At 41.5% G+C, this 14,394-nt stretch carries 16 protein-coding genes and 1 riboswitch; of the genes, 7 read left to right on the top strand and 9 right to left on the bottom strand.

Annotated features, from left to right (window positions below; all coding sequences use genetic code 11):
• Positions 1–41: 41 nt before the first annotated feature.
• Both HQK88_08685 and thiC read right to left on the bottom strand, forming a co-directional pair.
• On the bottom strand, positions 42–575 hold the full coding sequence (locus tag HQK88_08685) for a hypothetical protein (GenBank protein MBF0616878.1): 534 nt from the start codon (positions 573–575) through the stop codon (positions 42–44).
• Between the two features lie 207 nt (positions 576–782).
• Positions 783–2,084 (bottom strand): phosphomethylpyrimidine synthase ThiC, encoded by a 1,302-nt coding sequence (gene thiC, locus HQK88_08680; GenBank protein ID MBF0616877.1) that lies wholly within the window; start codon positions 2,082–2,084, stop codon positions 783–785.
• Positions 2,085–2,179: 95 nt separating this feature from the next.
• A riboswitch (cobalamin riboswitch) is annotated at positions 2,180–2,376 on the bottom strand.
• A gap of 489 nt (positions 2,377–2,865) precedes the next feature.
• On the opposite strand from thiC, the gene rpsT reads away from it, so the two are divergent.
• Positions 2,866–3,147 carry a 30S ribosomal protein S20 gene (gene rpsT, locus HQK88_08675; protein ID MBF0616876.1) on the top strand — a complete coding sequence of 94 codons (282 nt, stop codon included), beginning with the start codon at positions 2,866–2,868 and terminating at the stop codon, positions 3,145–3,147.
• A gap of 54 nt (positions 3,148–3,201) precedes the next feature.
• Here the strand turns inward: rpsT and HQK88_08670 are convergent, their stop codons facing one another.
• On the bottom strand, positions 3,202–4,404 hold the full coding sequence (locus HQK88_08670) for an MFS transporter (protein MBF0616875.1): 1,203 nt from the start codon (positions 4,402–4,404) through the stop codon (positions 3,202–3,204).
• A gap of 115 nt (positions 4,405–4,519) precedes the next feature.
• Here HQK88_08670 and HQK88_08665 point away from each other — a divergent pair, with 115 nt between their 5' ends.
• Positions 4,520–4,735, top strand: coding sequence for a type II toxin-antitoxin system HicB family antitoxin (locus tag HQK88_08665; GenBank protein ID MBF0616874.1), 216 nt, complete (start codon positions 4,520–4,522; stop codon positions 4,733–4,735).
• Positions 4,732–4,911, top strand: a complete 180-nt coding sequence (locus tag HQK88_08660; protein MBF0616873.1) for an addiction module toxin, HicA family — start codon at positions 4,732–4,734, stop codon at positions 4,909–4,911. The genes HQK88_08665 and HQK88_08660 overlap by 4 nt, the downstream gene beginning before the upstream one ends.
• Here the strand turns inward: HQK88_08660 and HQK88_08655 are convergent.
• Entirely contained in the window at positions 4,888–5,001 is a 114-nt protein-coding gene (locus HQK88_08655) for a type II toxin-antitoxin system RelB/DinJ family antitoxin (protein ID MBF0616872.1), read from the bottom strand. The genes HQK88_08660 and HQK88_08655 overlap by 24 nt on opposite strands.
• Before the next feature lie 25 nt (positions 5,002–5,026).
• Positions 5,027–6,349: a TolC family protein gene (locus HQK88_08650; GenBank protein ID MBF0616871.1), complete on the bottom strand. Its 1,323-nt coding sequence runs from the start codon at positions 6,347–6,349 to the stop codon at positions 5,027–5,029.
• Between the two features lie 281 nt (positions 6,350–6,630).
• Between HQK88_08650 and HQK88_08645 the strand changes: the two genes are divergently transcribed.
• Positions 6,631–6,921 (top strand): nucleotidyltransferase family protein, encoded by a 291-nt coding sequence (locus HQK88_08645; protein ID MBF0616870.1) that lies wholly within the window; start codon positions 6,631–6,633, stop codon positions 6,919–6,921.
• Entirely contained in the window at positions 6,914–7,258 is a 345-nt protein-coding gene (locus tag HQK88_08640) for a DUF86 domain-containing protein (protein MBF0616869.1), read from the top strand. Before HQK88_08645 ends, HQK88_08640 begins: the two co-directional genes overlap by 8 nt.
• A gap of 578 nt (positions 7,259–7,836) precedes the next feature.
• Here HQK88_08640 and HQK88_08635 read toward each other — a convergent pair.
• From HQK88_08635 to HQK88_08620, 4 genes are all read right to left on the bottom strand, one after another.
• Entirely contained in the window at positions 7,837–8,322 is a 486-nt protein-coding gene (locus tag HQK88_08635) for a hypothetical protein (protein MBF0616868.1), read from the bottom strand.
• A gap of 34 nt (positions 8,323–8,356) precedes the next feature.
• Positions 8,357–9,088 (bottom strand): hypothetical protein, encoded by a 732-nt coding sequence (locus HQK88_08630; GenBank protein MBF0616867.1) that lies wholly within the window; start codon positions 9,086–9,088, stop codon positions 8,357–8,359.
• Between the two features lie 50 nt (positions 9,089–9,138).
• Positions 9,139–10,851: a hypothetical protein gene (locus HQK88_08625; GenBank protein MBF0616866.1), complete on the bottom strand. Its 1,713-nt coding sequence runs from the start codon at positions 10,849–10,851 to the stop codon at positions 9,139–9,141.
• Between the two features lie 470 nt (positions 10,852–11,321).
• The gene (locus HQK88_08620) at positions 11,322–12,710 is read right to left on the bottom strand and encodes a TldD/PmbA family protein (protein ID MBF0616865.1); all 1,389 of its coding nucleotides are present in this window, start codon (positions 12,708–12,710) and stop codon (positions 11,322–11,324) included.
• Between the two features lie 122 nt (positions 12,711–12,832).
• Here HQK88_08620 and mtnP point away from each other — a divergent pair, with 122 nt between their 5' ends.
• Both mtnP and HQK88_08610 read left to right on the top strand, forming a co-directional pair.
• A complete protein-coding gene (mtnP, locus tag HQK88_08615; protein ID MBF0616864.1) occupies positions 12,833–13,618 on the top strand; it encodes an S-methyl-5'-thioadenosine phosphorylase in 786 nt (261 codons plus the stop codon).
• 84 nt (positions 13,619–13,702) lie between these two features.
• On the top strand, positions 13,703–14,218 hold the full coding sequence (locus tag HQK88_08610; GenBank protein MBF0616863.1) for a nitroreductase family protein: 516 nt from the start codon (positions 13,703–13,705) through the stop codon (positions 14,216–14,218).
• The last annotated feature ends 176 nt before the right edge of the window (positions 14,219–14,394 follow it).

Below are 14,394 nucleotides of genomic sequence, written 5' to 3'. Positions count from 1 at the left end.
AAGCTCTCCGCTTTTTTTGTGTATAGCGCATAAGTATGCTTTTAGTAACCTATGAGGTTAAAGTTGCTGCCTGGCCCCGATGTACTGTCGTCTTCACAAAGATATCCTAAAAGATTGCGCTTTGGTGTAGTGGTGCCCTGAAAACATGACATCAGTATGTTTTTGCAATTTATGCTGCCAGAGGATGTGGAGAGAAATTTCAAAGTGCCGCCGTATATGCTGTTTGTTTGCGAGTATGATGAAATGTCAAGGCCGGTAGTACCATCTACCGATACTGTCTGCTGATTAAAAGTAAAAAGAGATGTCTTAGCCCTACCTAAATTCAGCGATGATGAAAATGTTTGTGCAGTTTGTGAAGCTTCAACAAACTGGGATGCCATCACAGCAAACGTCATCGTTGTCACATCATAAGTGGATGTGTTTGACACTACACAATATGTTACAACACTGCTGTTTGTTGACAAATATGGCAGGTAATAGTACACATTGCTCTCGCCTCTGCATAGCTCCGGCAACAATAACATACTGACAGACATAACGATGAAAACCGCAGCTCTCTTAACTCTTTTTATCATTACGATCTCCCTCATGGTCACACTAATCTATCCTAAACATAAGACTGTGTTTTTGTCAATACGCACCCCCTCTACTCTGTTTTATACCTAATACTGATTCTAATTCAGAAGTATAACGAGGCGGCAAGGAGCAAGCGACGCAGACGTACTGTTTGTACGTTGAGGAGCTTGTAACGAAGCTAACAAAGTTAGACAATTGAATTAGAATTAGTGTTTGTCTGTCCCTCTGGTGTGTTCTTCAAACATGCCCTGCAGCATATCGTTAGCACAGAACTTTCCGCACATTGTGCAGGAGTGATCGCTCGCATCCCCCCTTTTATTTCTTATCTCAATAGCCCTCTGTGTATCAATTGCCAGAGAAAACTGACTCTGCCAGTCCATATTCCTTCTTGCCTTGCTGATTTTTTTATCTCTTTCAGTATCCCTGAGCTTTACCATATCACCGATGTGAGCCGCTATCTTTGCTGCTATTACACCCTCTCTCACGTCCTCCGGAAAAGGCAAAGCTATGTGTTCGGCAGGTGTTACATAACAGAGGAAATCCACACCATATGACGATGACAGAGCTGCCCCTACTGCGGATGTTATGTGGTCATAACCGGGCGCTATGTCTGTGGTAATTGGCCCCAGCATATAAAACGGAGCCTCTCCGCTTAGTTTTTTAGCCAAAATGATGTTTGCCTCTATCTCGTTAATTGGAATGTGTCCAGGGCCCTCTACCATTGTCTGGCAACCCATCTCCCTTCCAAGCTCTGCAAACTCACAGTTGATAATTAACTCCTGTATCTGAACCCTGTCCGTAGCATCATGAATTGCCCCTGCACGAAATCCATTACCAAGACTTAAAACTACGTCATACTTTTTCAAAATACTAACAACACGGTCAAATTTTTCGTATAAGGGATTTTCCTTGTTGTTGTACTGCATCCATGCCACCATACATGCCCCACCCTTTGAAACCAATCCTCCATACCGGTAGTGCTGCTTTTTCAGTACCTCTAAGGTAAGTCTGTTTATCCCGCAATGGATTGCCATAAAGGCCACCCCCTCCTCGCACTGTCTTTCTATGACCTCCCATAGCAGTTCCTCAGGCATTCCTGTGATTGAGCCGTATTTTTCAGCAGCCACAGCAAATGCCTCATAAAGAGGGACGGTTCCTAAGGGCAGCGTTACGGCATCCATCACAGACTTTCTGATTTCAGCCAGATTTCCGCCCACACTTAAGTCCATTATTGTGTCGGCACCGTATTTTTCTGCAATCTTTGCTTTTTCTATTTCCATCTCAGGGTTAACAATGTCGGTTGAAGTACCTATTGAGGCGTTAACCTTTGTGTGTAACCCTTTGCCGATACCAATAGTTTTCGATTTTCTTTTTGGATTAGAAGGGATTGTTATTTTACCCGAGGCTACCCTTGCGCTTATAAGCGCAGCGTCAAGGCTCTCACATACTGCAACCGCCTTAACCTCCTCTGTGATTTCACCTTTTTGTGCCTTTTCAATTTGTGTCATTGTACTGCCTCCTGATTTAAGATTAACAATAAAAAAAAGGGTTCCGAAGGACACCAAAGTCCTCCGGAACCCTTTACCATCAGATTCCTAATAGATAATTCCTTTAAAATTTCAGCAGGTCTTCTGGCTTATGGCTACTAACCTGTAGGCTGCCGCCTTCCCACTATGGTTAACCCCCATAGCAGTGGCTAAAATCTGCAACCCTCATCACCATTTACAGCAGAGGGACTGCCACGGACTTGCACCGTGTTCCGGGATGCTGAAATCCTATACTAATACCAAGTCGCATTCTATCGCCTAGCTTTGTTGGCTTCGTCAAAAGCTCCTCAACGTACTAAAAAGTACGCCTGCGTCACTTTCTCCTTGCCGCCTCGCTATGCTTCTGACTGCAACTCGATATAAGAGTAATTATAATAAAACAAAAAAAAATAGTCAAATACCTGAAATAAAAAAAATCCTCTTGCATTTTAAATATATATTGTGATGATATATAATATAGCTATAGTGATAGTCTGATAAAAAGAGGTGGTTGACAGTGGAAAGACAAAGAGGAATGATGAAATGCCGTGATTGCGGCAAACCATTAGACCTCATAGTGAGGTGACGATCGGTGGAATTACGCTGCTTGGATTGCGGCGCACGCTTTCTCCTGTCGGAATATATAGACGAAATAGACGCTAACACGTGGAACTACCTCTCGAATCGGTCGTGTGACGCGGTATAGCATGAAAAAATATGTATATACTATAACAGGAGTAAATAAAAAGGAGTAAGTGAATCAATGGCAGCAAGATCAAGACCTAAGAAAAGCAAGTCGGTAAAAAAGAGGGCGCGACAGGCATTGAAGCGTCAGCTTATTAACAAAATGACAGTAAGCAGACTGCGTACCCTTGCAAGAAAAGTGCAGGAATCCATTGCCGCAAATAAAAAAGAAGAGGCTCAGAAGCAATTAATTGAGGCTGAGAGCGCTTTTTTTAAGGCCGCTTCTAAGGGGATTATTCACAGAAATACGTCATCACGCAAAATTTCGCGGATGGCCTTAAAGGTCGCTAAACTGGCTTAAAACATACAATTGAACCAGCACTGCCGAATATCAAGGCGGCAGTGCGGTGTTTAATTAATTAGCCCATTTCCTTCTAAATATTAAAAAGCCGGACAAGCTTACACTTGTTGTGACGGCGATGGTTCTTTCTATACTCCATAGTTGTGCCAAAGAGCCAATCAGAGCCGCACCAAGGGGAGCCATTCCAAGAAACATTAACGTGTAAACACTCATAACCCTGCCCCTGACTGAGTCTGGTATCTTAAGCTGAATGTAGCTGTTAGCTGTTGCCAAAAATGATACTAAATTAAAACCTGTAAACGCTAAAAGCAACATCGCAACTGTAAAGTTTTTTACAAAACAAAATGTAAACAGAGAAAGCGGAAACAGAAGTCCCGTTACAGACATGAACTTCCTTTTGTTTTTGATATCACCACTGTAAGCAATAATAAATCCGGCACACAATGAACCTACCCCTGTTGCCGACATCAGAAGCCCAAGCCCTACAACATTTGAATGAAACACTTCGTCTATGAAAAGCGGTAGAAAATGATTATATGGTATGCAAAAAAGGCTAAAAACCGTTATTGTTACCATAATAAAAGCAATGCGGTGGGATTTTATAACGTACGTCAGACCATCTGAAAACTCCTTAAACATACTCTGTGGTGCGGATTTTTCGTTGTCACACGTGATTTTCATCCGTATGAGGACATACACAACAGGCAGAAAGGAAACGGCATTTAATACAAAACAGACAGAAAACCCAAAGTGGTTTATAGCAAATCCGGCAATTACAGGGCCCACAGCCCGTGCTGCATGAAAAATCGTAGAGGTCAGTGCAACAGCGTTTAAAATATTGTTTTTCCCTGCTATCTCTATCAGAAATGACTGTCTTACCGGAGTATCTATGGAGTTAATAGTGCCAAGGAGAAACGACATTGCTATGATTTCCCATACTTTTATCATATTAAAGGCTAATAACAGGGCAAGAATTGCAGCTGGTATTATGGACAGAGTCTGAGTCAAGATAAGAAGCTCTCTTTTTTTAAATCTATCGGCTAACACTCCCCCTACCAGTGTAAACAAAAGAATCGGCAGGGAAAGTGACACACCAAGCAGACCCAGATAAAACGCGGACTTCGTCAGAGAGTACATAAGCCATCCGGCAGCAGTCTGATGTATCCACGTTCCTGAAAGCGATACAGCCTGAGCTAAGAAATAATGCCTGAACTCCTTCACATACAGCGCTGAAAACCTGTGCTTATCTTCATTCATAATAAGTGTGGCTATATTAACATTAATTGGTCAGACAGTATGAGGATTTGTAGCTCCTTCTTTGGTATAATAATATAAACCAAAAATAATTTAACAAAGCAAAAGGGGTTGAATTATGCGTAACGAATTTTCAGCAATTATAGAAAAAGACGGTAAGTGGTATATTGGTTATTGTCCTGAGGTTCCCGGCGCTAACGGACAGGGAAAGACTATAGAGCAATGCAAACAAAACCTTGCTGATGCTATCTCATTAATACTGCAAGACAGGAGGGAGGATGCACTCCGTGGCATTCCTGGAGATGCGTTGTATGAGGTAATTACTGTTTCATGAAACGAAGCGCTCTACTGAGGCACCTGCGTATGTATGGTTGTTATCTAAAGCGGGAGGGAGGTTCGTGGATGAATCCATTGACAGGAGCTGTTGAGGCTATCCCAAGGCACATAGAAATTCCAAATGCTCTTGCAAGTAAGATATGTAAAATGTTAACAATACCTGAGATAAAATAGATTGATAGCCTCTGTAACAGACATGCCTAACTCATGGAATATACTCTCCGCTTCGGCTTTTACCCACTGCTCTGTTCTTGCCCTAATCATAGCGTTCTTTAACCTTCTGAAATTACTATCTACCCATGGTTTTTTCTATAGCCGCAACAGCAATTTTGTAATCGTACTGGGCATTTATGTAGGTGAGGTTTGCGTTTTGGCTTGTCACAATGGCATCGGTTAACTCAACAGGGCCGCTGAGACCAGATTCATACCTGAGTTTAACAATTTCAAGGTTTTCCAAAGCCTGCTGTAACTGTATTTTTGCATTGGCGATACTCTCTTTAGCAAGCTTAAGGTCAAGGTATGCTTTTTGGATTGCGCTTTGAATATCAAGCTTAAGAGCATTAATTTTAGAGTCAGCCGAATCCAAATCAGCCGCAGCCTCAGCCACCTTCTGCTTTGTTTCAAGCCCCTTAAAAATGTTCCAGCTGAGTATAATTCCGGCACTCCAGCCGTTATCTACAGGATAATTGCTGCCGTCAAACATGTAGGAGGCAGAACCGGACACTGTAGGATAATAGTCAGTCTTAGCGTATTTGATGGATTTTTTCGCCGCATCTCTCAGAGATATAAGTGATTTCAAATCAGGACGATTTTTCATGGCACGCTCCATGGCCTCTTCAAGTGTTATATCAAACGGCACATAAAGAGCGTCGGTAAGTTTATATTCTGATGCTGAATAGATACCCATAGCGTTATTAAGAGATACCCAGGCCTGTTTAAGTGCATTTTCACCTTTTAAGAGTGTGAGTTTTGCATTACTTAAATCCACCTCAGCCTTAGTCACGTCATATCTGGACTTAGTGCCGGCCTTGTAGAAGTCTTTAGCCTGCTCAAGGTGCTGAGTGAACTGAGTAACGGTTTCATTATCAACATCATAAGATTTTAGCGCCTTAAGCACGTCAAAGTATGCTTTTTTAACATCATAGGTTATAGAGTTAAGCTTTGAGATGTAATCGAAATTGGAGGCTTCAAGTTTAAGGTTAGAGATTTCAAGGTTTGTGTTGATTTTTCCAAAATCGTAGATGGTTTGAGTAACTCCCAGGGCAGTGTAAAAATCTGAGTTATTATAAACCTTTTGCGATACGGCAGGGAAATCGTGTAGCAACTGAGTTCTTGTGTATGAATATGTGAAATCAAGGCGTGGAAAAAACCCGGCACGCGCCTGTCCTGCCTGTGCCTCTTTTGCTTTTATTGCGTAATAGTAAGTGAGAAGTTCAGGATGGTGTTTAATGGCCGTCTCCACAGAAGACTCCACTGTAAGCACAGAGCCGGGAGCTATTGTGTCTGAGTCGGCATATAAGAGCGGGGTGTGCATCAAAACCATTACAAATGCAGCAAAGAGTGCTTTAGTAAAATATGATTTTATTTTTGTAATGAAGAGTAAATGTTCCATTTTAGTTTTCAAACTCCTCAGAAACGATATTTTATGCACTAAGCAGCAATAAGTTAAAAATGGTTCCGTTTGTGCAAGAGAATGCTAACAATTTTCCCCGATATTTGTCAATTTATACTGATTACCATGTGACGCATTGTAACTTGACAAAAAGCGAATATTAATCTATATTTTAAGAAGGCAATATTAAAGCTATCGTAGAAAGAACAAACCCTGACTTTATGTTCAATACCCTGATTTGTGGTTGTAATTTAGGACAAATAAGTTTTTAAGGCATAGTTATGACAAAACTCAACGAAATATTAACTGCAATATCAGCAATACGTGTAGAGTTATCAGAGCGTTACACGGTAAGACGGATTGGTGTTTTCGGTTCCAGCGTCAGAGGAGAGCAACGGTCTGACAGTGACGTGGATGTAATTGTGGAATTTGAGAGTCCGACTTTTGACAATTACATGGATCTGAAGTTCCGCCTCGAGGAATTATTTGGCCACCCCGTGGATTTGGTGATGGCTGATACCGTTAAGCAGCGAATTAAAGCGGTTATCGAACGGGAAACTGTTTATGTTTAGGGACGGTAGTTTATATTTAGAGGATATTCTGGGAGCTATTGAGCGTATCCGGAAGTATCTTAGAGGAATGGATTATGATAGTTTCATTAAAGATAGAAAAACTCAGGATGCAGTAGTCCGAAACCTTGAAATTATAGGTGAGGCGGCAGCACAATTGCCAGAATTATATCTTCAAGCTGCACCTGAAATACAATGGCGAAAAATCGTAGGTATTCGTAACATTCTCATTCATGAATATTTTGGCGTTAGTCTTCCAATTATTTGGGACATTGTGCAAACCAAACTCGATATATTGGAGACAACCTGCCGTTCACTTCTTAACAATACTATGTTATAAAAAGTTTAAACACTCCGGTAGCTGCTTTAGCCATAGTTCCACTAAAGTTATTACGAGGCGCCGCCGACCACAATCTCCGGTATTCGTATTGTCGGCAGAGCATCTGTAACAGGCACTCCCTGACCGTCTTTTCCTCACGTGCCGATGGCAAACCCTAAATCCCCTGATATAAAATCAATTGACTTTTGTACAAGAAAATGCTAACAATAATTTCCGGTTTTTGTCAATTTGAGACCGTTGCAAAATTCCCAAAATGGGGGAAAAGTATTTCCCAATTAATACCGAGTAGCAGCCTAAAATATAATAATGATGAGATTACCACGTCGCTATCGCTCCTCGTAATGACGGATAGGTACGCCCACGCACAGCCCACGCCGTCATTGCGAACCCCCGCAGGGGGTGTGGCAATCTCATCCTTTTTCTATAACATTTTGTTATATTTTTGAACTCAACTTTGGTGTTATAATATTTTTGCAACGGTCTCTATTTGGAATTACATTTGGAATTACACCGGGATATTCTAATACACAGATGAAAAACACACCCCACTACAGAGCAGTGGGGTTTTTGAAAACTAATCAATATGCAAAGTGATTTGTCCCGTCATAACAGTTGTAACCGGTAACGTTACGCTTAGGGGTTGTATTACCCTGAAAACATGACATTATTATGGTGCTGCAATCCCCTGATCCAATAAACGCTAATGTTCCTCCATAGCTGATAGTGTCTGTAACACTTCCACTGAATGCACCTAAAATACTTGTAACAGATGTTCCTTCTAAAACAGATGTTCCTGAGAATGTTATCATTTGACTTGTTTTGGCCGCAATATCAGATAGCGTATAAGTATTTGATGTAGGGGATGCGTTAGAAGCTGCTGTTACAGTAATCGTTGGAGTTACAGTACCGTTTGTAGTATTTGACGCAACACAGTAGATAACATTGCCAGCATTAGTATGGAAATATGGTAGGTAATAGTATGCTGTTGCCCATAAATTCCCGCAAAACCCAAACATCATCAACACTACTAAAGCTACTATTTTCATTGAATACTTATTTTCCATTCTTTTCTCCTTTTTTCATTTTATATGTGAACCACTAATGAGCATAATAAATAGTATCAAAACAAAGATAACCGATTAAGTTACGTTTAGGACTTGTAGTCCCCTGAAAACACGTCATTCCTATCGTGTCACAAGTTGCAGTGGAATCATAAGTGCCAAACGCAATTTTTGCAGAATAATATACTTGCGATGAATTAGCACCTGTATTGTCTGTGTTCGTGGTTATATCCACGGTGGTTCCTCCCAACGTAACACTGGCTCCGCTAAATGTAATCATTGCTGTTTGTTTGGCTGTAATCGGAAAGCCGGTAGGTTCATTTGTTTGAGACGGCTTATTCGTACCACTATTTGAGAGTACGGTTAGAACTCCAAGTGCACCATTTGATGTGCTATTGTTGGATACCTCGCAATATACCACATTATTTGTGTTTGTGTGAAGATACGGCAGGAAATAAGTTATAGTTTTTGAAAAATCTGTTGGTATCGATGTGGTCGTTGTTGCTGTTGTTGTTGATAGTGCGATTGCTGTTGTCGTCGTTGTTGACAGTGCGATTGCTGTTGTTGTCGTCGTTGTTGATAGCGCGATTGCTGTTGTTGTCGTACTATCTCCTGGGCTTATGCCAAACGCTGTTGTCGTTGTAGTATTTATAAAATCTCTTGGATTTGTCTCTGCATTTAATTCTATGTGTTTTGATAACAGCAGAATAATCCCAAAAATTAATAGAAACACAATAGACTTTATTATACTAATTTTGTTATCTCCCATTTTTCACTCCTTAATTTATTCATTTAAGAACACTATAAATTATTGCTGTCTCAGTGTGGCAAGTATGCAGTTCCGTCATAGCAAAAAAATCCCCTTATATTCCGTTTAGGACTTGTAGTGCCCTGGAAACAAGTCATTCCTATCGTATCACACGTTGCATCAGCATCATAGGTTCCATAACCAATTTTTGCAGAATAATATATTAGCGATGAATTATTGCCTGTGTTGTCGGTATTTGTGGTTATATCCACAGTAGTTGTACCGGATGTAACACTAGCGCCGCTAAAAATAATCATTGATGTTTGTTTGGCTGTAATCGGGAATCCGGTGGGTTCATTTGTTTGAGACGGCTTATTAGTACCACTATTTGAAAGCACAGTTAAGACTCCAAGAGCATCCTTTGATGTGCTATTGTTAGATACCACACAATATACCACATTATTTGTGTTTGTGTGAAGATACGGCAAAAAATAAGTTATAGTTTTTGAAAAATCCGTTGGTATTGCTGTGGTCGTTGCTGTTGTAGATGTAACTACTCCCGTAGTCGTTGTGGTTGAACCAACTCTTGATGATGTCGTGGTAGTTGAACCAATTCCCGTTGTAGTGGTTGATGAACCGATGCCTGTGGTAGTGGTTGATGAGGATGATGATACGGCGGTTGTAGTTGTGCTTGATGAAGATACAGCGGTTGTGGTTGTTGAGGAGCTACCGCTTGATGATAATACTCCGGTGTAGATATATTCTGAAGTAGATCCATCATGACCTGCACAAGCAACCTTAGAGCCATCTGTTGAGATTGCGAGAGAATAACAATATATGCCGCCAATACTATTTTCATAAGTCCATGAGGTTCCGGAATTTGTTGATGTGTACATACTTGGTGTAACGCCGGTTGTAGCAGCATAAGCTACGAGTTTGGAACCATCTGATGATAACGCTACTGATTGCCAATATCTATTACCAGAGCTCGTTTGAGTTGTCCATGTGGCACCTGAATCTGTTGATGTATAAATATAGCCTTGAGAAGCTGCTGCTGCAAGTTTAGACCCATCTGGTGATGATGATATATAGCTCCAACTGTTGATGTAAGTACCAGAGCGCTCAGTCCATGTAGCGCCTGAATCTGTTGATGTATAAATATACCCACCAGCTTCTACTATAGCAGCGAGTTTTGTTCCATCTGATGAAGATGCTATCCCAGTCCAATACCTGCTACCTGAACTCGTTTGAGCTGTCCATGTGGCGCCTGAATCAGTTGATGTATAGATATAACCACTAGAAGAACTAAGTGCAGCATAATCTTCATTTGCAGCTGCAAGTTTTGAACCATCTGATGAAGATGCTATTTGTCTCCAATAATGGCTACCTGCATTTGTTCGCGCGGTCCATGTGGCACCTGAATCTGTTGATGTGTAAATATATCCACCAACATAAACGGCAGCAGCAAGTTTTGTACCATCTGATGAAGATGCGATTGATATCCAATTTCTGCCACCAGCACCAGTTCGTTCAGTCCATGTAGAGCCTGAATCTGTTGATGTGTAAATATATCCACCATCACCAACAACAGCGGCAAGTTTTGTCCCATCAGGTGATGAAGTTATTGCTGACCAATTTCTGCTGCCAGAGCTTGTTCGTGCTGTCCAGTTGTAATTATCTGCTAACGCTAAACCAACAATGGTAAATAATGATATAGAGAACATAATTATAAGAACTATTAATAACCCTTTTAAAAACTTATTTGATTTAAAAACAGACCCCATATTCCCCCCCTAAAAATCATTGGCAGACACGCTACCCTTGAACTCTATATTACAGAAACCCCAGAAACCCAAACAAAAATAGGATATTTCGCTTGGGTTTATAGCGAGATTTAAACAGATATAAGGCATAAGTATTTTGTAAGGAAGTTGTGATGTTATTATGGGTGGTGTTACTTTTGGCTTTTTCGTGCGATAGATAGATAGATAGATAGATAGATGTTGCGCTTATTAATTGTACTCTTTTTCAGAGAACTATTTGTATCTAACATTACTTATATTGCCCCCTCCCACGCTCTTGCCGACAGACTACCACAGATAAAAACAATTGTCAAGTGAAAATTACTTATTGTAAAAATTTATTATTACTTTTGTAACCAAACATCTGCAATTTGTGTATTTTAAATGGTTATTTTTTCTTCATCCGTGCTTATCTGTGTTCATCTGTGGTTAATTCCTCCTGGTATTATCAATCACCGTGAGGCGCCTCCGACCACAATCTCCGGTATTCGTATCGTCGGCAGGGCATCTGTAACTGGCACTCCCTGACCATCCTTTCCGCACGTGCCAATGGCAAACTCTAAATCCGATGATATAAAATCAATTGACTTCAGCACCTCCGGGCCGTTTCCACAAAGAGTTGCCCCTCTTACAAGCTCTTCAACACATCCGTCTTTAATTAAGTATCCCTCCTGAACGTCAAACACAAAATCACCGTTTACTGTATTAACCTGACCGCCTCCCATTTTCTTAACAAACAGCCCCTCTTTGATTCCCTTGACGGCAACCTCAGCCTTATCCGTTCCAGCGGCAAGATAGGTGTTTGTCATTCTCGGAATTGGTCTGTACTTGTAGGATTCCCGCCTCCCGTTTCCAGTTGGAGCTACGCCGTCTTTCATCGCCCAAAGTCGGTCGTTCATGTACTTGACCAAAATGCCGTTTTCTACCAGCACATTTCTGCCTGAGTGTGTTCCCTCATCATCAAACCGGAAGGAGCCGCGTTTATAAGGTATTGTTCCGTCATCAATCACAGTGATAGCGTCTGAAGCAACACGTTGGCCGAGTTTACCGGCATAGACAGAAAGTCCCTGGCCGGTTAAGTCTGCCTCAAGCCCGTGCCCTACCGCCTCGTGAATCATAGTCCCTCCGGCCTCTGAGGATATTACCACAGGCATCCGCCCGCCTTGTATCCGGCTGGCTTTAAGCATAGAGAGCGCCCGTTTTGCGGCCTTTACTGCAACATCTTCAACATCAATGGAATCAAAAAGCTCAAAACCGGTGAATCCTCCCGCTGACTCATAAGCGCTCTGTATTACACCACCATCAGAAGCTACCACTGTTACCGTAAAAAAACTCTGCACACGCTCATCCTCACACAAAATCCCCTCTGAGTTAACTATCATCACACGCTGAATGTAGTCGTTGTAGCTAACCGAGACCTGCCTGATTTTATCTCCCTGTGCTCTTGCCGCACTATCGGCTCGTTTTACTAAGTCCGTTTTTTCCTCAGCTTTGACTGAAGCGGGAGGTTTTAGTATTTTAAAATCTATAGCCGGTTTTGAGTGCATAAGCTTAATTGTAATATCCTGTGGCTCTCTCCCTTTCACTGCAAGACTTAACCCCTTTGCTGCCTCTAAAAGAGCGCCGGAGGTCAATTCGTTTGTGTAAGCATAGCAACTCCTGTCACGGCTTATCACTCTTATCCCTGCTCCGGTATCGTTGCCTGTAAGAAATCTCTCTATATTGCCATCCTCAAGGGAGATAGAAAGGGGGGTTTTAGATTCAAAAAAAACATCGCAGTAATCCCCTCCACGGCTTAATGCCGCCCTTATCAGATCATGGCAAAGCTCTTCTTTTAACATTAATATAAGCCTCCTTTGGCTTTTTTTCTGTCTTTTAGACTATATTATACACTGCTATATATATGGTACTGATACATTATACTATAAACAAAGCTTATTAGAAATAATAGGAGGCTTATAAGATGGCAAACATAGGGATTATAGGGGGAAGCGGCATCTACGAAATGAAAGGACTTCAAAAGGTCAAAGATCTTCCACTTGAGACGCCTTTTGGCAAGCCCTCGGATAATTTTAAGATAGTAAAAATAGGCGGCAAAGACGTAGTTTTCTTACCCAGACATAACTCCTCACACAACATTCCTCCGCATATGATTAACTACCGGGCAAACATCTGGGGAATGAGAAAGCTTGGGGTTAAAACCATAATAGCCACAGGCTCTGTGGGCTCTATAAGCTCACTGCTGACGCCCGGTGATCTTGTGCTCCCAGACCAAATTATAGATATGACTAAAAATCGTCCTACCACGTTTTTTGACTCGGATGCCGTGTATCACGTGGATTTTACCGAGCCCTACTGTCCGGCGCTTAGAGAGTTTATTTTAAAAAGTGCCGCAGAATGTAATATTCCGGTTCTGCCAAGAGGAACCTATGTCTGCACCGAGGGCCCCCGTTTTGAAACCAGAGCTGAGATTAAACTCTACGGGCAGCTTGGCTCAGACATGGTTGGAATGACTCAGATGCCGGAGGCAATTTTGGCAAGAGAGCTTGAACTCTGTTATGCCACCATTGCCACCGTTACAAATAATGCAGCAGGAATCAGCAAAGAAAAACTCACAACCTCTGAGGTGATTGATGCTGTCAGAAAGGTTTCTCAAAAACTGAACAATCTGTTGTTTCAGGTTGTGTCAGAGATTGACGAGCTTCATGGCTGTACGTGTAAAAACGCTTTAAAAAATGCTAAGTTGTAATTACAAAGGAGGTTTAGAGTGATAGAGGAACTGGTTAAGGGAAACCGTTCAGTAAGGAGATTTTATCAGGATGTTCCGGTTACTATGGAGACGCTTTCGTGGGCTGTTGATATATCAAGATATACCGCGTCGGCAGCAAACCTTCAGCCGCTTAAATACATAATGTCAAACAATACAGAGACAAACGAGCTCATTTTCAGCACACTTGCCTGGGCCGGGTACTTAAAGGACTGGCCGGGGCCTGCAATTGGTGAGCGCCCTGCCGCATACATTGTTATGCTTGGAGATACAAGTATCAGTAAAAATATAATCTGTGACCACGGCATAGCGGCACAGACCATCCTTCTGGCTCTCAGAGAAAAAGGACTGGGCGGCTGTATTGTCATTTCCATAAAGAAGGAAGAGCTACGGAAAATCCTTGAAATCCCGGACACACTGGAAATTCTAATGGTAATACCCATAGGAAAACCAAAAGAGCAAATAATAGTCACTGAGTTAGCAGATGGCGCTGGCATACAGTACTGGCGCGATGAAAACTCAGTCCACTATGTGCCAAAAAGAAAACTAACCGATATAATTGTGAAAAAATACGAAAAATAATAAGGGAAAGATAGAAAGGGGAAGGACTCTGTACTGTCCCCTTAAACCCCTGACATTACCCGAATATTTTAGGATAATAATGGTCAGTCCTATATATATTAACGTTTAACAACGAAATAACCTTCTTGTATATAATCTCAATTTTCCTATATCCACTTACCAAAAGTTGTTGGAAT

Source organism: Nitrospirota bacterium (genome assembly GCA_015233895.1).
Taxonomy (GTDB): Bacteria; Nitrospirota; Thermodesulfovibrionia; order Thermodesulfovibrionales; family Magnetobacteriaceae; genus Magnetomonas.
Note: the sequence above shows the minus strand (reverse complement) of the source record. Positions and strands in the feature narration are given on the sequence as shown.